22 protein-coding genes and 1 tRNA gene are annotated in these 21,400 nt (G+C 28.4%); 14 read left to right on the forward strand and 9 right to left on the reverse strand.

Annotated elements, in window-relative coordinates:
- Positions 1-65 precede the first annotated feature (65 nt).
- The 5 genes from pth (Q0J69_RS09365) to Q0J69_RS09385 form a co-directional block, all read right to left on the reverse strand.
- The gene (gene pth / locus Q0J69_RS09365) at positions 66-971 is read right to left on the reverse strand and encodes an aminoacyl-tRNA hydrolase (RefSeq protein WP_297206632.1); all 906 of its coding nucleotides are present in this window, start codon (positions 969-971) and stop codon (positions 66-68) included.
- Positions 968-1,558, reverse strand: a complete 591-nt coding sequence (gene pth, locus Q0J69_RS09370) for an aminoacyl-tRNA hydrolase (protein WP_297206635.1) — start codon at positions 1,556-1,558, stop codon at positions 968-970. The genes pth (Q0J69_RS09365) and pth (Q0J69_RS09370) overlap by 4 nt, the downstream gene beginning before the upstream one ends.
- Positions 1,559-1,582: 24 nt before the next feature.
- On the reverse strand, positions 1,583-2,170 hold the full coding sequence (locus tag Q0J69_RS09375) for a 50S ribosomal protein L25 (protein WP_297206637.1): 588 nt from the start codon (positions 2,168-2,170) through the stop codon (positions 1,583-1,585).
- A 17-nt stretch (positions 2,171-2,187) separates the two neighbouring features.
- Positions 2,188-3,141 (reverse strand): ribose-phosphate pyrophosphokinase, encoded by a 954-nt coding sequence (locus Q0J69_RS09380; RefSeq protein WP_297206640.1) that lies wholly within the window; start codon positions 3,139-3,141, stop codon positions 2,188-2,190.
- A 21-nt stretch (positions 3,142-3,162) separates the two neighbouring features.
- Positions 3,163-3,234, reverse strand: a tRNA-Gln gene (locus Q0J69_RS09385).
- 154 nt (positions 3,235-3,388) lie between these two features.
- Between Q0J69_RS09385 and Q0J69_RS09390 the strand changes: the two genes are divergently transcribed.
- Positions 3,389-4,846 carry a phosphohydrolase gene (locus Q0J69_RS09390; RefSeq protein ID WP_297206643.1) on the forward strand — a complete coding sequence of 486 codons (1,458 nt, stop codon included), beginning with the start codon at positions 3,389-3,391 and terminating at the stop codon, positions 4,844-4,846.
- On the opposite strand, the gene Q0J69_RS09395 is transcribed toward Q0J69_RS09390, so the two are convergent.
- Both Q0J69_RS09395 and mtnK read right to left on the reverse strand, forming a co-directional pair.
- Positions 4,843-5,904: an S-methyl-5-thioribose-1-phosphate isomerase gene (locus tag Q0J69_RS09395; protein WP_297206644.1), complete on the reverse strand. Its 1,062-nt coding sequence runs from the start codon at positions 5,902-5,904 to the stop codon at positions 4,843-4,845. The genes Q0J69_RS09390 and Q0J69_RS09395 overlap by 4 nt on opposite strands.
- Before the next feature lie 34 nt (positions 5,905-5,938).
- Positions 5,939-7,162 (reverse strand): S-methyl-5-thioribose kinase, encoded by a 1,224-nt coding sequence (mtnK, locus tag Q0J69_RS09400; protein ID WP_297206647.1) that lies wholly within the window; start codon positions 7,160-7,162, stop codon positions 5,939-5,941.
- Positions 7,163-7,508: 346 nt separating this feature from the next.
- Between mtnK and Q0J69_RS09405 the strand changes: the two genes are divergently transcribed.
- Positions 7,509-8,864, forward strand: a complete 1,356-nt coding sequence (locus Q0J69_RS09405) for an FAD-dependent oxidoreductase (RefSeq protein ID WP_297206650.1) — start codon at positions 7,509-7,511, stop codon at positions 8,862-8,864.
- Between the two features lie 133 nt (positions 8,865-8,997).
- Positions 8,998-9,156, forward strand: coding sequence for a hypothetical protein (locus Q0J69_RS09410; protein WP_297206652.1), 159 nt, complete (start codon positions 8,998-9,000; stop codon positions 9,154-9,156).
- A gap of 50 nt (positions 9,157-9,206) precedes the next feature.
- On the opposite strand, the gene Q0J69_RS09415 is transcribed toward Q0J69_RS09410, so the two are convergent.
- Positions 9,207-9,476: a hypothetical protein gene (locus Q0J69_RS09415; protein WP_297206655.1), complete on the reverse strand. Its 270-nt coding sequence runs from the start codon at positions 9,474-9,476 to the stop codon at positions 9,207-9,209.
- On the opposite strand from Q0J69_RS09415, the gene Q0J69_RS09420 reads away from it, so the two are divergent.
- The 3 genes from Q0J69_RS09420 to Q0J69_RS09430 all read left to right on the forward strand — a co-directional run bounded on the left by Q0J69_RS09420 (position 9,427) and on the right by Q0J69_RS09430 (position 11,718).
- A complete protein-coding gene (locus Q0J69_RS09420; RefSeq protein ID WP_297206658.1) occupies positions 9,427-10,122 on the forward strand; it encodes an ECF transporter S component in 696 nt (231 codons plus the stop codon). The genes Q0J69_RS09415 and Q0J69_RS09420 overlap by 50 nt on opposite strands.
- A 67-nt stretch (positions 10,123-10,189) precedes the next feature.
- Positions 10,190-10,768: an ECF transporter S component gene (locus Q0J69_RS09425; protein WP_297206661.1), complete on the forward strand. Its 579-nt coding sequence runs from the start codon at positions 10,190-10,192 to the stop codon at positions 10,766-10,768.
- A gap of 2 nt (positions 10,769-10,770) precedes the next feature.
- Entirely contained in the window at positions 10,771-11,718 is a 948-nt protein-coding gene (locus Q0J69_RS09430) for a dipeptidase (protein ID WP_297206664.1), read from the forward strand.
- A 5-nt stretch (positions 11,719-11,723) separates the two neighbouring features.
- Here the strand turns inward: Q0J69_RS09430 and Q0J69_RS09435 are convergent, their stop codons facing one another.
- Complete coding sequence (locus tag Q0J69_RS09435; protein WP_297206667.1) at positions 11,724-12,686, reverse strand: Gfo/Idh/MocA family oxidoreductase; 963 nt, start codon at positions 12,684-12,686, stop codon at positions 11,724-11,726.
- Positions 12,687-12,877: 191 nt separating this feature from the next.
- On the opposite strand from Q0J69_RS09435, the gene Q0J69_RS09440 reads away from it, so the two are divergent.
- The 8 genes from Q0J69_RS09440 (at position 12,878) to trpA (ending at position 21,356) form a co-directional block, all read left to right on the forward strand.
- Positions 12,878-14,539 carry a formate--tetrahydrofolate ligase gene (locus Q0J69_RS09440; protein WP_297206671.1) on the forward strand — a complete coding sequence of 554 codons (1,662 nt, stop codon included), beginning with the start codon at positions 12,878-12,880 and terminating at the stop codon, positions 14,537-14,539.
- Between the two features lie 204 nt (positions 14,540-14,743).
- Positions 14,744-16,216, forward strand: coding sequence for an anthranilate synthase component I (trpE, locus tag Q0J69_RS09445; protein WP_297206674.1), 1,473 nt, complete (start codon positions 14,744-14,746; stop codon positions 16,214-16,216).
- Entirely contained in the window at positions 16,197-16,781 is a 585-nt protein-coding gene (locus tag Q0J69_RS09450; RefSeq protein ID WP_297206677.1) for an aminodeoxychorismate/anthranilate synthase component II, read from the forward strand. The genes trpE and Q0J69_RS09450 overlap by 20 nt, the downstream gene beginning before the upstream one ends.
- A 157-nt stretch (positions 16,782-16,938) precedes the next feature.
- Entirely contained in the window at positions 16,939-17,961 is a 1,023-nt protein-coding gene (gene trpD / locus Q0J69_RS09455; protein WP_297206679.1) for an anthranilate phosphoribosyltransferase, read from the forward strand.
- 21 nt (positions 17,962-17,982) lie between these two features.
- On the forward strand, positions 17,983-18,762 hold the full coding sequence (gene trpC, locus Q0J69_RS09460; RefSeq protein WP_297206682.1) for an indole-3-glycerol phosphate synthase TrpC: 780 nt from the start codon (positions 17,983-17,985) through the stop codon (positions 18,760-18,762).
- 2 nt (positions 18,763-18,764) lie between these two features.
- Positions 18,765-19,409 (forward strand): phosphoribosylanthranilate isomerase, encoded by a 645-nt coding sequence (locus Q0J69_RS09465; protein WP_297206684.1) that lies wholly within the window; start codon positions 18,765-18,767, stop codon positions 19,407-19,409.
- Entirely contained in the window at positions 19,409-20,593 is a 1,185-nt protein-coding gene (gene trpB, locus Q0J69_RS09470) for a tryptophan synthase subunit beta (protein WP_297206687.1), read from the forward strand. The genes Q0J69_RS09465 and trpB overlap by 1 nt, the downstream gene beginning before the upstream one ends.
- The gene (trpA, locus tag Q0J69_RS09475; RefSeq protein ID WP_297206690.1) at positions 20,586-21,356 is read left to right on the forward strand and encodes a tryptophan synthase subunit alpha; all 771 of its coding nucleotides are present in this window, start codon (positions 20,586-20,588) and stop codon (positions 21,354-21,356) included. The genes trpB and trpA overlap by 8 nt, the downstream gene beginning before the upstream one ends.
- The last annotated feature ends 44 nt before the right edge of the window (positions 21,357-21,400 follow it).

The raw sequence follows: 21,400 nt of genomic DNA on the forward strand, positions 1-21,400 counted from the left end.
ATAAAAGCAAGAAACTAAATATAGTATCTTGCTTTTTTATTTTACTTAATAAGTAAAAATAATTTTTACTTCACTTCTTTATATAAAACAGTATCCATTTCTCCGTCAGTCAATTCCCTAATCTTTGGTACTATAGATTTAAAATGATCTGAATTATTATGAGTTTCTATTGCTTTTTCATCTTTCCATTCTTCTATAAATGTTAGGTATTTTCCATCTAAACTTTCATATAGATTATATGATATACATCCTTCTTCTGCTCTGCTTTTTTCTATAAGTTCCTTTACTGTTTCTATAAATTTTGCTTTATTTTCTTGTTTAACTGGGTTTTTAGCGACAATTTTAATCATTTTTTTATCCTTTTTATCTATTTTTTTATTTTCTTTTTTTTCATTATTTATTCTTTTATTAAATTTATTTTGTGCTATTATAGGAGATTCAAATAGGGCTGTTTTTACTGCTTCAATTACATCAATAGAAATATCATTATCTAATTTTTCCCTCTCTGATTTGCTGAAAGATGAAAGCACATAATCATTAACCTGTTTTCCTCCGCTTGGTCTTCCTATTCCTATTCTAATTCTTGTAAAGTCATCGCTTTTCAAATGAGCAATCAAACTTTTAATTCCATTGTGCCCGCCTGAACTTCCGCCTTTTTTAATTTTAAAACTTCCAAATGGTATATCCATATCATCATATATTACAATTATATCTTCTGTATTTATATTGAAAAATTTTGTTATATAAGAAGCAGATTCTCCAGACAAATTCATAAATGTAAGAGGTTTAAGGAGTATATATTCTATGCCGTTTTTTTTAGCTCTTCCGTATAAGGACTTTTTTTTATTATTATCAAAATTAACTGAAAGATTTTGTGCTATCTTATCAAGCATAATAAATCCGACATTATGCCTATTATTTTTATATTCTTCTCCAGGATTTCCTAGCCCAATAACTAATTTAGTAATCATGAATATTTCTTTTTAGCAGCCTGAGGAGATTCAAATAAAGCTATACATACAGCATCAACAACATTGTCAGATATATCTTTAATTTTTTTTCTTTCATCTTTTGTAAAAGGTGATAATAAAAAATCTGCTTTTTCTTCATTTTCAGGGCATGCACCTATTCCAACACCAATTTTTGTAAAGTTGCCATTTTTAAGAGAATCTTCTATGCTTTTCACACCATTATGATCTATCTTATAATTTTCTGTATCATCATCACTGTCATCATTTTTAGCTGGTATTACTCTAAATTCACCTATAGGTACATCCATATCATCATATATAACGATAATATTTTCAACCGTAATTTTCATAAAACTAGCCATATAAAGAGCAGCTTCACCAGAAAGGTTCATAAAAGTCTGAGGCTTTAATAATAGATATTCCATTTTACCATGCTTAGCTCTTCCAAAAACAGTTTTCTTTTTTTTGATATCCAATTCAACATTAAGTTTTTTAGCTATTCTATCTAAAATCATATAGCCTACATTATGTCTATGATTTTTATATTGCTCACCTGGGTTTCCAAGTCCCATTACTAATTTCATCATATATAGTATTAATCCTACTAACTATTATTGATTAGTTTCGCCTTTAGCATCATCATCTTGAGTAGTAACAACAGTAACAATTGCTTTAGAAGCATCGCCTACAGGGTCAACGCCTTCTGGGAATTTAATATCGCTAATATGCAAGCTATCTCCTACTTTTAATTCGCTAACATCTACAATTAATTCTCTAGGAATAGAGGTTGGAAAAGCTTTAACATTTAATCCATATTCAACTTGTTCAAGAGTACCGCCTCCTAATCGTACACCTTCAGGAGTACCTTCAATATGAATAGGAACATAAGTTTTAATCTTTTTATTTCTATCTATTTCATAGAAGTCTATATGTCTGATACTTCTTTTTATACCGTCTATTTGATAATCTTTTACTAAAACTTCTCTTGATTTATCATTTTGTATATCTAAAGTAATAATATCATGCTGACCTGCTAATGAAAATACTTTTGTAAACTCTTTTAATTCCACAGCGATTGAATATTGATTTTCTCTGCCGTAAAGAGTAGCCAAAGCATAACCTTCATTTCTTAATTTACGTCCAACACTTTTAAATTTTGTATCTCTTTGTAAAGCTTTAATAGTATAATTCTCACTCATATTTCTTTCCTTTTATTTTACTTATCAAATAGTACACTTATTGAAAGTTCCATATGTATATGCCTAATAGCATTGGCAATAACAGGAGCAACAGAAAGTACTTCTATTTTGCTTCCTAATCTGTCTTTCATAACTTTTAAACTATCAGTTATATAAAGTTTTTCTATATCGCTGGCATTAATTCTCTCATAAACATCGCCTGAGCATACAGCATGAGTAATAAATACATATATTTTTCTCATACCTGCATTTTTTAGAGCTTTGATACTTTTTATAAGAGTACCGCCTGTATCTATTATATCATCTATAATAATAGCATCTTTTCCATTAACATCGCCTATTATATTCATAACTTCGCATTCATTGGCTCTATCTCTTCTTTTGTCTATAATAGCAATATCTAAATTTAACTGTTTGGCTATAGCCCTTGCTCTTCCTACACCGCCTATATCAGGAGATACTATTATAGAATTTGACATATCTAAATCCTGTCTTATTTTTTCTAAAAAAACATTTTTAGAAAGCATGTGATCAACAGGTATATCAAAAAATCCTTGTATTTGGGCAGCATGTAAATCAAGAGCTAAAACTCTATGAGCACCAGATTCTGATAATAAATTCGCTACTAATTTTGCTGTTATAGGAACTCTAGGTTCATTTTTTCTATCCTGTCTTGAGTATCCGTAATAAGGTATAACAGCTGTAATACGTTTAGCACTAGCTCTTTTTAGAGCGTCTATTATACAGTATAGCTCCATCCAGCTTTCACTGCTTGAAGGTCTGCCTGTAGGCTGTATTACATAAGTATCTTTATTTCTAACAGTTTCTTCAATTTGAACAAATGTTTCGCCGTCAGCAAACTTACGTATTTCCATATTACCTAACTTAAGACCTAAGTTATTAACAACATCTTCAGACAATTGAGGATTTGCTGTACCGCTTAATATTAATATTTCGTCTGCTATGCCCATTTAAGTAACCATTTAGAAAAGTTGGGGTGGAAGGATTCGAACCCTCGAATAATTGGACCAAAACCAATTGTCTTACCGCTTGACGACACCCCAGTAGTCATAAAATTTAATTTTTTAAATCTATGAGTTCCGTATTATACTATATCAATAAAATATGTCAAGTATCTTATATCATATTTTTTTTAAAAAATATTGATAAAAAATAAAAATAGTTTATTATATAATCATAATTAAATTAAGGTAAAATATGGTAATAGATATTAACAATTATGTTCCTATAGATTTGAATTTAATCAAGTCAAATTTGGATATAGTGAAGCTTCATTCTAACGGTATATTATGTGCTAATGATGATAATGTGTATATGATGGTACCAAATTATAAGATAGATATTTTATTTGATAAAAATTATGTAAACAGCGATATGTTTACTAGTTTTTATATAGAAAAATCTTATAAAGAGGCTATTGATGTTTTCTTAAATAGGTCAAAAGAGGATGATAAAAATTATCATAACATAAAAGACATTAATCAGTTTTTAAAGGTTTATAAAGACTGCCTGCCTGATTCGGAAGAAACTAAAAAATTTGAGTATGACATATTAGAGGTGATACTTAAAGAAACTCCGAAAGAGAGATTTGTTTCTCTAAATAATTATACTGATATATTAAATCAATACATAAATGAAGGCTTTGATGAAAATGCTGTACAATATATATTTGATATAATTACTGAATTAGCTTTTATAGAAAGAATAAATCTGATTCATCTTTTGAATGCTGTAAAAGACAGTATTAATCAGCCTGATTTTGATAATGTTGAATATTATGATACCCAGTATATATCAAATAATTTAATACTTTCTGTTGCCAAATTAGTAAATAAAATATACCCAAATATAGATTTATTCTACAAAATTGACAGTTTTAGATGCAGAAATGTTATAGGGCATGGAAACAGAGTTTTTATTACTTTTATAGAATTTCTATTGTATTATAATGATGAGATATCAAAACAGCTTCCTCTGAAGTCAATAATTAATTTTAATACCAAATATTGCAAATACTATAAAAAAGTGTTTGAAAAATATAATATAGATAAAAAAATAATAACTTTTGATGATATTTTTAAAAATGGTCTTAAAAAATTATCTTTGGAAAGAATAGCTAGTTTTGCCGCAGGAGCATTTTGGCATGATGTTGTCAAAGTAAAAGAACTTGATTATTTGAATATAAATAAACCTAAATATTACAGCAAAGATTCTACTTCGCATGCTATTAAAGGATATCAGTTCTTAAGATATTTCAGAAACTACAATAATGATATTTCTTTAATAGTAGGGATGCATCATGAATATTACGGATACGGATATAGTGTTTTATCCAATATAATATCAACATATCTAAAAGAAAATAAAACATTATCTCCTGCTTGGCTTATATCATATTATTCTGAGGATATTTATTCTTTAGACAGTATATCTTTTTTTCCTGCCAAAGTGCTGGAGATAGTGGACTTATTCGATACAATAGTTCTTCCTCAAAAAATATATGATAGACAAGGACTTGATATAAAAGGTGCTGTAGAGTTTATATATGAAAACTATGTAGAAAAAGAGGTTCAAATAGACCCTATATTGTTTGATTTATTTATTCAATTCTTAATAGATATAAGAAAGGCTGATATAAAAAACCCGTTTAATTAATACTCGCCTTCATCATTTCCTATATAATATTTAAATAAATCATAAGGGCTGTAAATACCTAAATCTGTTACAACAGCACTGACTAAATGAGGAGGGGTATAATCAAAAGCAGGATAAAATCCTTTAACTCCATCTTTAGAAGTTTTTACTCCCATAGCTTCAGTTACAAGCTTTTCATCTCTAAACTCAAAATGTACATCATTAAGTCCATGATATCCTTTATCTGGAGCTCCTGTTACAAAATAAGGAATACCCAAATATTTAGCTACTATTGCTATTTGAAAAGTACCTATTTTATTTACAACAGCACCATTAAGACATATTAAGTCAGCAGCAGAAGTAAATACATCTATTTTCTTTTCCTGCATAGTGTATGCCACCATATTATCCGTTATAACTGTAACATCAGCACCCTGATCATAGGCTACAGTTGCTGTAAGCCTTGCCCCTTGAAAATATGGTCTTGTTTCTGCACATACAACTTTTATATCTTTTTTATTTTTCTGAAATTCCTGTATCATAAATCCCACAATAGATTCCCCAAAACATTGAGTAAGTATAGTTCCTTTATCAGGATACATTGATACCAGATTTTCAGCTATTTTTTTTATTTTGGAATATCTTTTTGTAGAAAGTTCTATTCCTCTGTTAAACATAGCTTCTATAGGGTCTTTGCCTGATTTTATAGCCTCTGTTCCTGCCTCTAAACATGATTTAGTTATAGACATCATCCTAGCACTTGTAGTAGGTCTTGAATTAGCCAAAGTATTGCAGGCATGAGTTAAAAATTCTATCCTGTCATTACCTTCTAAATGCTTAGATTCATATCCAGCAAGTGCCATTCCCATAGCAACAGCAAGATAAGGTCCTGCACTTTGCGTTACCATATCAGCTATTGCCTTTGATACCTCTCTATGAGTTTTGCATTCAACAAAATTTACTTTATTAGGATATACTCTCCTATCTAATATTTTCACGCATCCGTCATCATACCAAGCAATATTTTCAAATTGAAGCATAAAAGCCAATTCTTTATCTATTCTCTCTATCTTAGACATTAAAGTACTCCTAACAATATAATAAAAAATATATTTAGATATTATTAAAATCTATTTTAGATATAACTTTATCTATAACTTCCATAAAATTTTCTTCTTCAGAAATTCTATCCCTGTACATTATACATTCTATACCAATATTTAAAAGAGTATATTCTATATTTCTTCTTATTTCCTCATCTTCAACAGATTCTATCTCTTTAACCCTTGCACATCCTGTAGTTCTTCTTATTATCTCAAGTCCGCATATACCAAAAGATGTTTTTAGTACTTCTAATAAATAAAACTCTATAAAATAGTCATTTTTTACAGATATATCATTTGTATCATGTATAAATTTAGTTATAAATTTATTTTTAAATAATTTTATAATGTCATTTATAACATGAAACAAAAATGAAGTATAATTTTTATCATTTGTAACATTTATATGATAAATATAAGCAAAAATAAAATTACCTATAATATTTCCTAAATCATACCCAATAGGACCGTAAAAAGCAAATTCACAATCCATAACCTTTATATAATCTTCATTTACAAATATAGAACCAGTATGTAAATCTCCATGTATAAGTGCCTGAGCAGTATTCATAAATTCATATTTAAGTTTTGCCGCCTCTGACTGAAGTATTTTATTGTCATATAGATTATTTTTAACAAATTGTTTCAAAGAACTTGAAAATACGTTCTCATTTAATAAATTAAAAAAAGGTTCTCTGAATACAAGTTCTTCACTTATCTTACATAATTCCTTATTAATATATTTAGCAACATTATCTTTTTTATAGAAAGTATCTATAAAAAAATCTGCAGATGATAAAGTTGTTTCTACTATAAACTCTGATATATGTTCTGCCAAATGATGATATATTTGTCCCTGAATTAAAGCATCTCTTAAAACTAAATATCCCTTCAGGTCTTCCATTATAAATAATTTCATTGTTTTATCTATGTGTATAATTTTAGGTGCTAAATCTGGAAGAAGAGAACCATAATATGATAAAATTTCAGCCTCTCTAGTATTTCTATTAATATCCAGTACCCTTCCAGACGAATTGCTTCTAGTATGAACTCCAGCTTGTTTAAGTATAATAGAATTACTGCCATTGCTTATTCTATAAACGTAATTTATATTACCGTCGCCTATTTCTTTGCATGTTATTTTGTCATTAGAATTAAAGTATTTTAACTCGTTTTTTATATATGCTATTACATCCTTTTCTTCCATTAAAAAATATTCGTTAAATTTTATCATAATAAGACCCATATATAAATTTTTATTTTTAAAATATAGCATAAAAAGTATAAATATCAATGATATTATGAATTTTTATAATTTGGAATTCTGAATTTTTATTTGATTTTAGTATTATGTTAATAATATTATTTAATAAGTGAATTGCTAGTTTATAATTTCAATTAACAATATTATTTATATAATAGCTAATATATAAGAATTAGTAAAGTTATTATATAAAAATGTTTCTAATAGTATAAAATTGTAATTAACTATATAATATACCTTGACTAAGTATGTTTTTTGTACTATAATAAATACTAAAATATATATTAATTTTTTAAAAATAAAGGGGTTAAATATTATGAAAGTTATAGTAATAGGTTGTAACCATGCCGGTACATGGGCAGCAAAAACATTAGCAGCTTCTAAAAAATGTGAAGTAGTAACTTATGATAGAAATGATAATATATCTTTCTTAGCATGTGGTATTGCTCTTTGGGTTGGAGGAGTAGTAAAAGATCCTAAAGGTTTATTTTATGCTAGTCCTGAAAGTTTAACAAGCGAAGGCATTAAAGTTCACATGGGACATGAAGTAACTAAAATTGACTGGGCTAATAAAAAATTACATATCAAAGAATTAAAAACAGGAAAAGAGTTTGATGATAATTATGATAAACTTATTCTTGCTACTGGTTCTTGGCCTGTAACTCCTCCTATAGAAGGTTTAATGCAGGAAGGTACTACTTACGGACTTAAAAAAGGCATTTTCTTCTCAAAATTATATCAACAAGGTCAGGAAATCATTAATGAAATAGCTAAACCAGATGTAAAAAGAGTTATGGTAGTTGGTGCTGGTTATATAGGTGTTGAACTTATAGAAGCATTCAAAAATCATGGTAAAGAAGTTATATTGATGGAAGCTATGCCTAGAGTTATGGCTAACTATTTCGATAAAGAAATAACTGATGAAGCTGAAAAAAGAATAAAAGATGCTGGAATAGAAATGCATTTAGGTGAAACAGTTAAAAAATTTGAAGGTGATGACAGAGTTAAAAAAGTTGTTACTGACAAAGGTTCTTATGATGTAGATATGGTAGTTATGTCTGTTGGTTTCAGACCTAACAGTGAACTTTACAAAGATTATTTAGAAACTCTTCCTAATGGTGCTATCGTTGTAGACACTACTATGAAATCTTCTAAAGACCCTGATGTATATGCTATAGGCGACTGTTCTACTGTATATTCAAGAGCTTCTGAAAAACAAGAATATATTGCTTTGGCTACTAACGCTGTAAGAATGGGTATAGTTGCTGCTAACAATATCGTAGGAAATAAAGTAGAATACTGCGGTACACAAGGTTCTAATGCTATTTGTGTATTCGGATACAATATGGCTTCTACTGGATGGTCTGAAGAAACAGCTAAGAAAAAAGGATTAAAAGTTAAATCTAACTTCTTTAAAGATGCGGAAAGACCAGAATTTATGCCTACTTATGAAGATGTATTAGTAAAAATCATTTATGAAGAAGGCAGCGGACGTCTTTTAGGTGCTCAAATAGCTTCTAACCATAACCATGCTGAAGCTATTCACGCATTCTCTCTTGCTATTCAAAGAGGTATGACAGTTCAGGAATTTGCTTTATCAGACTTCTTCTTCTTACCTCACTACAACAAACCATTATCTTGGATGACTATGGTTGCTTTCACAGCTAAGTAATAAAAATTAATAATAATTAATTATATTAAGCCCTGATAAATATTTTGTCAGGGCTTTTTGTTTGCATTTTTTTTATTTTGATATTAAATTGTACAATTATATAATAATTTTGCTGTGTTGGGAAAGAAAATATATGGTTAATTCAGATATACGTAAAAAAATATTGATAGTCATTATAAGTGTAATAATAAATTTTGTATTAGCTTATACAGCATCGTCATTAAAAATATGTTTTACATTTATGGATAGTGTAGGAACTATATTGAGCGGTGTAATTTTAGGTCCTATGTAGGGTGCTTTTGTAGGCGTTTTCACTAATATTGTACTTTCTTTATTTCTTGACTATGTAAATATACATTTTGCTGTAGTTAATGCTGTTATAGGCTTAATTGTAGGTTTTACAGTTAATAAATATGGTTTTGGAATAAGAATAGCACTATTTTTAGGTATTGTTATTGCTGTTATATCTGCCTCTATATCAATACCTATATTAATAATATTAACTAAAGGAGATATGGTTAAAACTCTTGACTTTACAGTTAAATATTTAATAAGCAGAGGAATGAATGTAGAAACGGCATTAGTATTCGGAACTTTATCAAGCAGCATCATAGATAAAATACTTTCATGTTTAATTATTGCTGTGTTTTATAGAAAGAAAAATTATACAAACTCTATTATTGGATATTATACAATAATTAAAAATGTTTTTAATGAGAAAAAAAGATATGATATTATAGCTTTTTTTATTGGAATTATGGTAAATATAGTTTTTACATATACAGTTCTTATATTTAAGATACCTTTTCTCTTTATGGATTCCATTGGCACTATATTAACTGCTGTTGTAATATGTCCTATTGCTGGGGCTTTAGTTGGAATATTCACCAATATAATATTTTCTTTTACTATAGATTATTTGAATATACATTTTGCTATTGTTAATGCCATGATAGGACTTTCTGCAGGATTTATATCAAAAAAATATGATTTTAATATAAAAACAGCTCTTGTTTCAGGCATTTCAATAGGCATCATAAGCGGTTTAATATCAATACCTATTTCTATATTATTAGCTAATGGAGTAACTTCAGGAACTATAGATTTATTTATGCAGTCATTACTCAGCAGCGGTAAAAGTCTTATAATATCTGCTGTAATTTTAACATTACCGTCAGCTGTATTGGATAAATTATTATCATGCATATTAGTTTCTATAGCGGTAAAAAGAATATGTTTTTTTAAAAATGATGTATAGTGAAAATAAATTGAATTTTTTATTTATTTTAATATATTTTAAACATCGTATATTTTCGGCATAGTTTATGAATAATAATTTGAAGTATAATATAGTTGTAGTTTTTATAGGGCTGGTATCAAATTTTGCTTTTACTTATATAGTTTTGCTTTTTGATATACCTTTTTTGTTTATGGATTCCATTGGCACAATACTATCAGCTGTTGTACTTGGTCCTGTATATGGGGCAATAGTTGGAATACTTAGTAATTTAATTTTATCATTTTTTTTAAGCCATCAGCATTTATATTTTGCTATAATAAATGCATTAATAGGATTAATAGTTGGTTTTTCAGCATATAAATTTAGGTTTAATATTATATCAGCTTTAGTAATTGGAATAGTTATAGGTATTATCGCTACGCTTATTGGAACTCCCATATCAATAGTACTTTCAAATGGATTTACAGGGGGGACTGTAGATTCTTTTATAACTTCTTTAATAGAGAAAGGTGTAAATATTGTAAAAGCATCATTTATAGCGAGAGTGCTGGCTAATATAATTGATAAGGTTTTATCATGTTTAATTGTTTATATAGCTGTAAATAAAATTATATTTTTTCAGAAGTATATATTAACAGCAAATAATGAAAAAAGAGAGGAATAAAAATGATATTTGATGCTCATTCTGATATATGGACTGATGTTGCGGTAAAAACTTTAAGAGGCGAAAATAATATTATAAAGAAATATCATTATGATAATTTAATTAAAGGCAAAATAGGAGGTTCTATATTTGTTATATGGGTAGAGCCTAAAAATTATTCAAGGGCATTGGATAGGGTAAGAGAAATACAAAATTCAATATCAAATGAGCTTGAATATATAGATGATATTATATCTATAGTAAAAAGCTATGATGATATGATTAAGGCACAGAAAGAAAATAAAATATATGTGTTTATAGGGTTTGAGGGGCTTATATCTATAGATGATAATATTGATTTGCTAGATGAGTATTATGAATATGGGGCAAGGCATGCCAGCTTAACATGGAATGAGGAAAATAAATTAGCATCTGGAGTAAGAGGAGATTATAACAGGGGATTAACTGAATTAGGAAAGAAAGCTGTAAAGAAGATGCAGGAAAAAGGTATGATAGTTGATGTATCTCACTTAAATGATAAGTCTTTTTTTGATGTTATGGATATAACTTCATGTCCTGTAATAGCCTCTCATTCAAACAGCAGAAAATTATGCAATAGCCCTAGAAATCTTACGGATGAACAATTAAAAGCTATTAGAGATGTAAATGGAGTTGTGGGTTTTAATTCATACAAATGGTTTATAGATGAAGATTCTAATAAACATACTATTTATAGGGCAATAGATCATATTAAATATATAGCAGATAAGATAGGTATTGATCATATAGGACTTGGTTTCGATTATAATGAATACTTTGAAGATGATGAAACTCCTTATGTAAAAGGTTTAGAAAATGCTTCTAAATCTTATGATATTATAAACCTGCTTAAAGATTCAGGCTTTAATGATGAAGAGATACAAAAAATTGAATACGGCAATTTCCATAGAATAATAAAAGAAATAATGTAAAGCTATTACCAAGTCTTTTTAATTTCTTTTAATATGGCTTCTGTTAATTTTATAGTATTAACATCATCCTCTATAGAAACGAATCTTTTATCTTTTCCTAATATACAGTTGGCAAAATGTTCATCTTCCAATTTTAGAGGATTATCTCTATGTATAAATACTCTTTCTATAATTGACTCTTGTTTATAGTTTATACCAATAGAAGTTTTTATATTGCTCTGACTAGCTGCCTGTCTATGTATTGTTATATCCTGAGTGGCATAATCTAATAAAAAGTATGCCTCTTTTGTACTTATAGCCAAAGTTCTAATTTTTTCCTGAGTTACTCTGCTTGCACTTATTGTTGCTATTGTTTCATCTTCAAATTCTAATAAAGCACTTGCTATATCTTCATTTTTTGTTCTTATTCTTTTACCGCTTGCAGAAAATTTTATAACTGGCTTTTTTACTAATGAAGTTACAATATCTAAATCATGTATCATAATATCAAATACAACTCCAACATCAGTAATACGCGGAGTAAAAGGAGCTAATCTTCTAGCTTCTATAAGATATGGTTTTTCTATTATATGATGAAGTTCCTGAACAGCACCATTGAATCTTTCAACATGTCCTACCTGAAGTATAACATTTTTCTTTTTTACTATTTCTTCTAACTCTACAGCCTGAGCATAAGTTTCAGTCATAGGCTTTTCTACTAAAACATGTTTTCCTTTTTCTACAGCCTTTTTAGCTATTTCAAAATGATATATAGTAGGGCTTGCTATTATAACAGCATCAGCATTATCTATAGCCTCATCTATACTTTGAAATTTTCTTATATTATATTTTTGAGATATTTCATTAAGATGATTTTCATCAGCATCATATATGCCAGATAAATCAATTTGATTAATTTGACTTATAACATTTAAATGAAATTGTCCCATTCTTCCAACGCCTATAAGACTTACACTTACTTTATCCATTAATACTTTCCTTTTATTTATAAAATATTATTGAATAAGATTATAATTATAATTATTACAAAATTCAACAATATTTTGCATCAATTATTTAAATTATTTAAAAATATTATTAATATATGTATATCAAATATTTTAAAATTGCTGTATATTGTTTTTATCGATTATATAATTACTATATTTAAGGAGTTATTATGAAAACAGATATAGAAATAGCACAGGAATGTAAATTAAAAAGAGCAGATGAAATAGCTAAAATGCTTAATCTCACCGATGATGATTATGAGGTTTACGGTAAATATAAGGCAAAGATTGAATTATCTCTTTTGAATAAATTAAAAGATAAGCCTAATGGCAAATTAGTTTTGGTTACAGCAATAACTCCAACCCCAGCAGGAGAAGGAAAATCAACAGTTACAATAGGCTTGACACAGGGCTTAAATAAGATAGGAAAAAATGCAATAGCAGCTTTGAGAGAACCGTCTTTGGGTCCTGTATTTGGAATTAAAGGAGGAGCATGCGGTGGAGGATATGCTCAAATAGTTCCTATGGAAGATATTAATCTGCACTTTAATGGGGATTTTCATGCTATAGGAAGTGCCCATAATTTAATATCAGCTTGTATTGATAATCATATTAAACAAGGAAATGAATTAAAGATAGATACTAATAAAGTGATATTTAAAAGAGTTGTTGATATGAATGACAGGGCATTGCGTGATATTGTAATAGGACTTGGAGGAAGTGAAAACGGTGTTACAAGACAGTCATCATTTCAAATAACAGTTGCTTCTGAGATTATGGCTATACTTTGTCTTTCTAATTCTTTAATGGATTTGAAAGAGAGAATAGGAAATATTGTATTTGCTTATGATGTTAATGATAATCCTTTAAAAGTTAAAGATTTAAAAGTTGAGGGTGCTGCTTGTGCCTTGCTTAAGGATGCTATAAAACCTAACTTGGTTCAGACTTTAGAAAATACTCCTGCTATAGTTCATGGAGGACCTTTTGCAAATATTGCACATGGATGCAACTCTGTACTTGCTACTAAATTAGCTTTAAAACTTTCTGATTACACAATAACAGAGGCTGGTTTTGCTGCTGACTTAGGAGCAGAGAAATTCCTTGATATAAAATGCCGTGCTGCTGGTTTAAAGCCTAACTGCATAGTATTGGTTGCTACTATAAGAGCATTAAAACATCATGGAGGAGCTTCAGAGCTTAATAAAGAAGATTTGGATGCTTTGAATAGAGGTTTTGATAACTTGGATAAGCATATTGAAAACATGAAAAAGTATAATGTTCCAGTAGTTGTTGCTATAAATAAATTTTCTTCTGATACTGACAAAGAGATAGAGCTTATAACTAAACATTGTGAGAATATGGGGGCTGATATTTCATTATGCGAGGTTTGGGAGAAAGGAGGAGAAGGAGGAAAAGATTTAGCTCAGAAAGTTGTGAAAGCTGCTTCCGAAGAATCTAATTATAAGCCTTTATATGATTTAGAAAAAAGCGTAAAAGAAAAAATTGAGCTTATATGCAAAGAGATATATGGGGCAGGGGATATTAAGTTTTCTTCTAAGGCTAATAAAATGATGAAAAAAATAGAGAGTATGGGCTTCGGCAATCTTCCTATATGTATGTCAAAAACTCAGAAATCTATATCAGATAATCCAGCCTTATTAAATGCTCCTAAAGGATATACTATTAATATTGATGAAATAAAACTTGCCTCAGGTGCAGGATTTATTATTGCTATGGCTGGAGGTATAATAGATATGCCAGGGCTTCCTAAAATTCCAGCTGCCTGCAATATTGATATAGATGAAAATGGAAAAATAAGCGGTTTATTTTAAAAATAAATCTTATAAATACATAAAGCTATGCTGATTAATTTCAGTATAGCTTTTTTTATACATTTTATTCATTTTGTATAATTATTCTTATTTTTTACAAAAAAAATTCATTTTTGATTATCAATGTAAATGTTTATTTATTGACATTATTTTTATATTACTTATAATAGTATTATTATTAATAGTAATATAAAGGCTTAATGTATGTCCGCAACAATAGATGATATAAAAAAAATAGATAATTTATCTAGTTATAAGAGAATAGCCGTATCAAGAGAAATTTATTCTGACTTTATAACTCCAATAGAATTAATGAGAATATTAAGAAGTAATAGCGATAAAGTATTTTTGCTTGAGAGCATTAATGATAAATATAATTGGGGCAGATATACGTTTTTGGGTTATGAACCAATACTTAACATAACATGTAAAAGATATGATGTGTATATAAACGGAGAGTTCTATAAAAAAGAAAATCCAAAAGTGATTATAAGAGAGATTTTAAAAGATTATAAAAGCCCTAAATTAGAAAATATGCCGCCTTTTACAGGAGGTTTTGTAGGATATTTTTCTTATGACTATGTGAGATATAGCGAAAAAAGGCTTGATTTTGAAAGTAAGGGAGAAGATATAATTGATTTAGATTTAATGCTTTTTGAAAGTATTATATGCTTTGATAATTTTAAGCAGAAGATAATTTTAATAACAAATGTAAAAATTGATGATTTAGATGCTTCATATAAAGAGGCATTAAATAAATTAGATGAGATGGAGAGTATAATAAGAAGCGATAAAAAGCATAATTTTGAAGATTTAAAAATAAAGTCGGATTTTGAATATGAGTTTGATGAAGATAATTATTCCAATATAGTAAATAAAGCAAAGGAATATATTAAAGACGGTGATATATTTCAAGTTGTACTTTCAAATACTTTAAGAGCCAAAGCAAGCGGAAGTTTATTTAATGTTTATAGGGTATTAAGAACTATAAATGCCTCTCCTTATATGTTTTATATTTTAAATAATAATATAGAAATAGCAGGTGCTTCTCCAGAAACATTAGTAAAATTAGAAGATAATAAACTTTATACCTATCCATTAGCTGGAAGCAGACCTAGAGGAAAAACTCAAAAAGAAGATTTAAATAATGAAAAAGATTTATTATCAGATGAGAAAGAATTAGCAGAACATAATATGCTTGTGGATTTAGCTAGAAATGATATAGGAAAAATAAGTAAAATAGGTACTGTAAATGTAGAAGATTATATGAGTGTAGAGCGTTATTCTCATATTATGCATATAAGTTCCACTGTTACAGGCATTATCAGAGATGATAAAGATGCCATAGATGCTATAGACAGTATACTACCTGCAGGTACTTTATCAGGTGCTCCTAAAATCAGAGCTTTAGAGATAATAAATGAATTAGAAACCATTGACAGAGAGCTTTACGGCGGAGCTATAGGTTATATAGATTTTTCTGGTAATATGGACGTATGTATTGCCATAAGGCTTGTATATAAAAAAATGGATAATATTTGCATAAGGTCTGGTGCAGGCATAGTTTATGATAGTGATCCTAAAAAAGAGTTTTTAGAATGCATAAATAAAGCTAAAGCAGTTGTAAAAGCAATAGAAATATCAAAGGAGGCTTTTGATGATACTTTTAATAGATAATTATGATAGTTTTTCTTATAATCTTTATCAATTGATTGGAAAGTTTTGCAGTAATATAGAAGATATAAAAGTTATAAAAAATGATGAATTAACTTTAGAAGAAATAGAATATTTAAATCCTAAATTAATAGTAATATCTCCCGGACCAGGTAAGCCAAGCGATGCTGGTTTATGTATTGACATTATAAAAAACTTTTATAATAAAATACCAATATTCGGAGTATGTCTTGGACATCAGGCTATATGCGAGGCATTCGGAGCTAAAGTGGATCATGCTTCTAAAGTTATGCATGGAAAAACTTCTGTTATAAATATAGATAATAATTCTTTAATATTCAGAGATTTGCCGAACAATATTAAAGTTGCAAGATATCATTCTTTATCAGCAAAAAAAGATACGGTTTCAGATTGTTTAAAGATTTCTGCTTTTTCAGATGATGATGAAATTATGGCTGTAGAACATAGAGATTATCCTGTATTCGGGGTGCAGTTTCACCCTGAATCTGTTATGACAGAAAATGGTATTGATATTATTAGAAATTTATTTAGGTGTATAGAAAAATGAAAGTATTTAATATTGCATTATATTATATAAAAGAATTCATAAATAATAAAAGTCTTTTTTGGGGTTAATCCCCATCAGTTAAATATCATTAAAAAATAATTAATTCAATAGATAAAATTAAATAAAACTCAAATAAATAAAAAAGGAATATTATAAAATGATTAAGAAGTCTATTTTAAAATTATCAAAAAAAGAAAATTTATCTTATGAAGAAGCAGAATATTCAATGAAGCAAATAATGTCTGGCAATGCAAGTTCAGTACAAATATCATCATATTTAACAGCTCTCACATTAAAAGGAGAAACTATAGATGAGATAACAGCGTCAGCTTATGTAATGAGAGAGCATTCTAAAAAGTTATTAAATGACATGGATATACTTGAAATAGTAGGAACGGGAGGAGATTTTTCTAATTCTTTTAATATATCTACGGCATCTGCTATTATAATATCTTCTGCTGGTGTGTCGGTAGCAAAGCATGGAAATAGGGCTGCATCATCAAAGTGCGGCTGTGCTGATGTTCTTGAGGCTTTGGGTGTTAATATTAATCTTACGCCTGAAGAGAGCAAAAAACTTTTAGATGATATTAATATATGTTTTTTATTTGCTCAAAATTATCATTCGGCTATGAAATATGTTGCTCCTGTTAGAAAAGAATTAGGCATAAAAACAATATTTAATATATTAGGTCCTTTATCAAATCCAGCTGGAGCAAATATGGAGCTTATGGGTGTTTATGATGAAAGTTTAGTTGAGCCTTTAGCGGAGGTTATGAGGAATTTAGGAGTAAAAAGAGGAATGGTTGTTTATGGAATGGATAAGCTTGATGAAATATCTATAAGTTCAAAAACTAAAGTTTGCGAAATATCTGAAAATGGAAAATTAAGCACTTATTATATTTCTCCTGAAGACTTCGGATACTCATTTTATGATAAAAATGAAATAGAAGGCGGGGATGCATCTTACAATGCTAATATTATTAAAGATATATTATCTTCAAAACTTAAAGGTGCCAAAAGAAATATAGTATGTTTAAATGCTGGGGCTTCTTTATATATAGCAGGCAAAGCTGAAAGTATTTATGATGGTATAAAAATGGCTGAAGAGATTATAGACAGCGGTAAGGCTATGGAAAAACTTAATATGTTTATAGAAAAAAGCAATGCTAAATTGGCATAAATATCATCGGGATTTTATATTATGACAATACTTGACAATATAGTAGAAAAAACAAAAGAAAGAGTTGAAATTAATAAAAAAAATATATCTTTACAAAAAATAAAAGAATTAGCAGAAAATAACTCTAATCATAACAACTTTTTATTTGAAAACTCAATCAAAAAAAGCATTAGTTTTATATGCGAAGTGAAAAAAGCCTCTCCTTCAAAAGGCATTATATCTAATTACTTTGATTATATTAATATAGCAAAAGATTATGAGAAAGCTGGAGCCAGTGCTTTATCATGTTTAACTGAACCTTATTATTTTCTAGGAAGCAATGAATATTTAGAGAATATTAAAAAAAATATAAGTATTCCTGTTTTAAGAAAAGATTTTACAATAGATGAATATATGATATATGAGGCTAAAGCTATTAATGCTGATGCTGTTTTACTTATAGCTTCTATACTTGATAAAAATCAATTATCTGATTATTTTTCACTTGCTGATAGTTTGGGTCTTTCTGTGATAGTAGAAGTGCATGATGAAGATGATTTAAATAAGGCACTTTCTTCTGATACTAGAATAATAGGTATCAATAATAGAAATTTAAAAACTTTTGAAACCAGTATAAAAAATACATTTGATCTTATAAAACTTATTCCAGAAAATATAATATCAATTTCAGAAAGCGGTATAAAAAGCAGAGAAGATATAAAACTTTTAGAAGAAAATAAAATAAATGCAGTTCTTATAGGAGAGCAATTGATGAGGCAAAAAGATAAAATAAAAGAAATAAAAACACTTATGGGATATTAATTATGAGAAGTTCACTTATAAAAACCTGCGGGCTTTTTAGAGAAGAGGATATAAACTATGCTAATAAACTTGATACTGATTATATAGGTTTTGTTTTTGCCTCTGGAAGTAAGAGAAAAGTTGATTTTTCTTTGGCTTATAAATTAAAAAGAAAATTAAAAAATACTATAAAAGCAGTAGGTGTGTTTCGTGATAACAGCATTGATTTTATAACTGATTTATTTAATGAAAATATAATAGATTTAGTTCAGCTTCATGGTAAAGAGGATAATGATTTTTTAGATAATTTGAAATCAAAAATTAATGCTGATATTATCAAGGCTATTTCTATAAAAGATGAATATTCTTTTAATCATTCTTTTATATCTGATTTTATTCTTCTTGACAGTGATAAAGCAGGTTCTGGTAATAGTTTTGATTGGATTTTCTTAAAAAATAAATTAGATAATGATAAAAATTTTAAAAAAGAGTTTAATACAAAATATTTTTTGGCAGGAGGAATAAATATTAATAATATAAAAGAAGCATTAAAATTAAATCCATATTGTATAGATTTATCAAGCGGATTGGAAGTTAATGGATTTAAAGATTTTAATAAAATGAAAAGTATTATAGATGAAGTAAACATAAATGAAAGGAGCTTATAATGGGAAATAAATATTTTGGTATGCATGGAGGAATGTTTATACCTGAAACTTTAATGAATGCGGTATTAGAATTGGAAGAGGCTTATAATTATTATAAAGATGATAAAGATTTTAATAGTGAATTAAAAGATTTATTAAATAATTATGCCAACAGACCTTCAAGACTATATTTTGCAAAAAGAATGACAGATAACCTTAAAGGAGCAAAAATATATTTAAAGAGAGAGGATTTGAATCATACAGGCTCTCATAAAATAAATAATGTAATAGGGCAGATACTTCTTGCAAAGAAGATGGGAAAAAAAAGAGTGATAGCAGAAACAGGAGCAGGACAGCATGGAGTAGCCACAGCAACTGTTGCGGCATTAATGGATATGGAATGTGAAATATTTATGGGAGAAGAGGATATACAAAGGCAGTCTTTGAATGTTTATAGAATGCGTTTACTTGGTTCTAAAGTACATTCTGTGAAAACAGGAACTGCCACTTTAAAAGATGCCGTATCTGAAACTTTAAGGGAATGGACTTCAAGGATAGATGATACTCATTATGTACTAGGCTCTGTTATGGGACCTCATCCTTTTCCTACTATTGTAAGGGATTTTCAAGCTGTTATTTCAAAGGAGATAAAAGAACAGATTTATGAGTATGAAAAAAAATTACCAAGCATGATAGTAGCCTGCGTAGGAGGAGGCTCTAATGCTATGGGGGCTTTTTATAATTTTATTGAAGATAAAGATGTTAAACTTATAGGATGTGAGGCTGCAGGAAGAGGCATTGATACATTAGAAACGGCTGCTACTATTTCTACAGGAAAAATAGGAATATTTCATGGTATGCGTTCATATTTTTGTCAGGACAGTCAAGGGCAGATAGCTCCTGTTTATTCTATATCGGCTGGACTTGACTATCCTGGTATAGGTCCAGAGCATAGTTTTTTGCATGATACTAAAAGAGCTGAATATGCTGCAGTTACAGATGATGAAGCTATAGAAGCATTTGAATATTTATCTCGTATAGAGGGCATAATACCTGCAATAGAAAGTGCTCATGCAGTTTATTATGCCATGAAAAAAGCTCCTTCTATGAATAAAGATGATATTATAGTTATTAATCTTTCTGGAAGGGGAGATAAAGATTGTTCATCAGTAGCTAAATACAGAGGAGAAAATATTTATGAGTAATATATACAAAGCATTTGAAAATAAAAAAGCATTTATACCTTTTATAACATGCGGATATCCTTCTTTAGAATTAACAGAGGATATTATATATTCTATGATTGAAAATGGGGCAGATTTAATAGAGCTTGGAATACCTTTTTCTGACCCTACTGCTGAGGGTGTTGTTATACAAAATGCAAATGAAAAAGCTCTAAAAAACCATGTAACTAGAGATAAAATTTTTGATATGGTTAGAAGAATAAGAAAAAACAGTGATATACCTTTAGTTTTTATGACTTATGCTAATGTTGTTTATTCTTACGATATAGAAAAATTTTTATCAGTATCAAAAGAAATAAATATTGACGGATTAATACTTCCAGATGTGCCTTTTGAAGAGAAGAATATATTCGAGCCATTTTGTAAAAAGAATGATATTGATTTAATTTCTTTAATAGCTCCTACTTCAGAAAACAGAATACATAAAATATCAAAAGAGGCATCAGGCTTTGTATACTGTGTATCATCGCTTGGGGTTACAGGCGTTCGTCAAAAAATAGAAACGGATATTGCTAAAATTGTAAACTTAGTAAAGAAAAGTACAAATATACCTGCGGCAGTAGGGTTTGGTATATCAACTACAGAACAGGCAAAAAATATAAGCAAGTATTCTGACGGTATTATAGTTGGAAGTGCCATAATAAAGCTTTGTGAAAAATATGCAAATGATTCTCCAAAATATGTAGGAGAATATGTGAAATCTATGAAGGATGCTATGAATTAATTTATAAAAAAGAGCTATGAATAAAAATCATAGCTCTTATTTTT

Origin of the sequence: uncultured Brachyspira sp., from assembly GCF_944388875.1 — a bacterium.
Classification (GTDB): Bacteria; Spirochaetota; Brachyspiria; order Brachyspirales; family Brachyspiraceae; genus Brachyspira.

Excerpts from the sequence above, each read along its gene's own strand:
- trpA (WP_297206690.1), top strand. The coding sequence starts at position 20,586 with ATGAGTAATATATACAAAGCATTTGAAAATAAAAAAGCATTTATACCT.
- trpD (WP_297206679.1), top strand. The coding sequence starts at position 16,939 with ATGATTAAGAAGTCTATTTTAAAATTATCAAAAAAAGAAAATTTATCT.
- Q0J69_RS09435 (WP_297206667.1), bottom strand. The coding sequence starts at position 12,686 with ATGGATAAAGTAAGTGTAAGTCTTATAGGCGTTGGAAGAATGGGACAA.
- Q0J69_RS09380 (WP_297206640.1), bottom strand. The coding sequence starts at position 3,141 with ATGGGCATAGCAGACGAAATATTAATATTAAGCGGTACAGCAAATCCT.
- Q0J69_RS09415 (WP_297206655.1), bottom strand. The coding sequence starts at position 9,476 with ATGATGCTGCTTGATAAAGTTCCGAATACTAATGCCGTTTCTACATTC.
- Q0J69_RS09465 (WP_297206684.1), top strand. The coding sequence starts at position 18,765 with ATGAGAAGTTCACTTATAAAAACCTGCGGGCTTTTTAGAGAAGAGGAT.
- Q0J69_RS09395 (WP_297206644.1), bottom strand. The coding sequence starts at position 5,904 with ATGTCTAAGATAGAGAGAATAGATAAAGAATTGGCTTTTATGCTTCAA.
- Q0J69_RS09430 (WP_297206664.1), top strand. The coding sequence starts at position 10,771 with ATGATATTTGATGCTCATTCTGATATATGGACTGATGTTGCGGTAAAA.
- trpC (WP_297206682.1), top strand. The coding sequence starts at position 17,983 with ATGACAATACTTGACAATATAGTAGAAAAAACAAAAGAAAGAGTTGAA.
- Q0J69_RS09375 (WP_297206637.1), bottom strand. The coding sequence starts at position 2,170 with ATGAGTGAGAATTATACTATTAAAGCTTTACAAAGAGATACAAAATTT.
- pth (WP_297206632.1), bottom strand. The coding sequence starts at position 971 with ATGATTACTAAATTAGTTATTGGGCTAGGAAATCCTGGAGAAGAATAT.
- Q0J69_RS09425 (WP_297206661.1), top strand. The coding sequence starts at position 10,190 with ATGAATAATAATTTGAAGTATAATATAGTTGTAGTTTTTATAGGGCTG.
- pth (WP_297206635.1), bottom strand. The coding sequence starts at position 1,558 with ATGATGAAATTAGTAATGGGACTTGGAAACCCAGGTGAGCAATATAAA.
- Q0J69_RS09450 (WP_297206677.1), top strand. The coding sequence starts at position 16,197 with ATGATACTTTTAATAGATAATTATGATAGTTTTTCTTATAATCTTTAT.
- Q0J69_RS09420 (WP_297206658.1), top strand. The coding sequence starts at position 9,427 with ATGAATGTAGAAACGGCATTAGTATTCGGAACTTTATCAAGCAGCATC.
- trpE (WP_297206674.1), top strand. The coding sequence starts at position 14,744 with ATGTCCGCAACAATAGATGATATAAAAAAAATAGATAATTTATCTAGT.
- trpB (WP_297206687.1), top strand. The coding sequence starts at position 19,409 with ATGGGAAATAAATATTTTGGTATGCATGGAGGAATGTTTATACCTGAA.
- Q0J69_RS09405 (WP_297206650.1), top strand. The coding sequence starts at position 7,509 with ATGAAAGTTATAGTAATAGGTTGTAACCATGCCGGTACATGGGCAGCA.
- Q0J69_RS09390 (WP_297206643.1), top strand. The coding sequence starts at position 3,389 with ATGGTAATAGATATTAACAATTATGTTCCTATAGATTTGAATTTAATC.
- Q0J69_RS09410 (WP_297206652.1), top strand. The coding sequence starts at position 8,998 with ATGGTTAATTCAGATATACGTAAAAAAATATTGATAGTCATTATAAGT.
- mtnK (WP_297206647.1), bottom strand. The coding sequence starts at position 7,162 with ATGATAAAATTTAACGAATATTTTTTAATGGAAGAAAAGGATGTAATA.
- Q0J69_RS09440 (WP_297206671.1), top strand. The coding sequence starts at position 12,878 with ATGAAAACAGATATAGAAATAGCACAGGAATGTAAATTAAAAAGAGCA.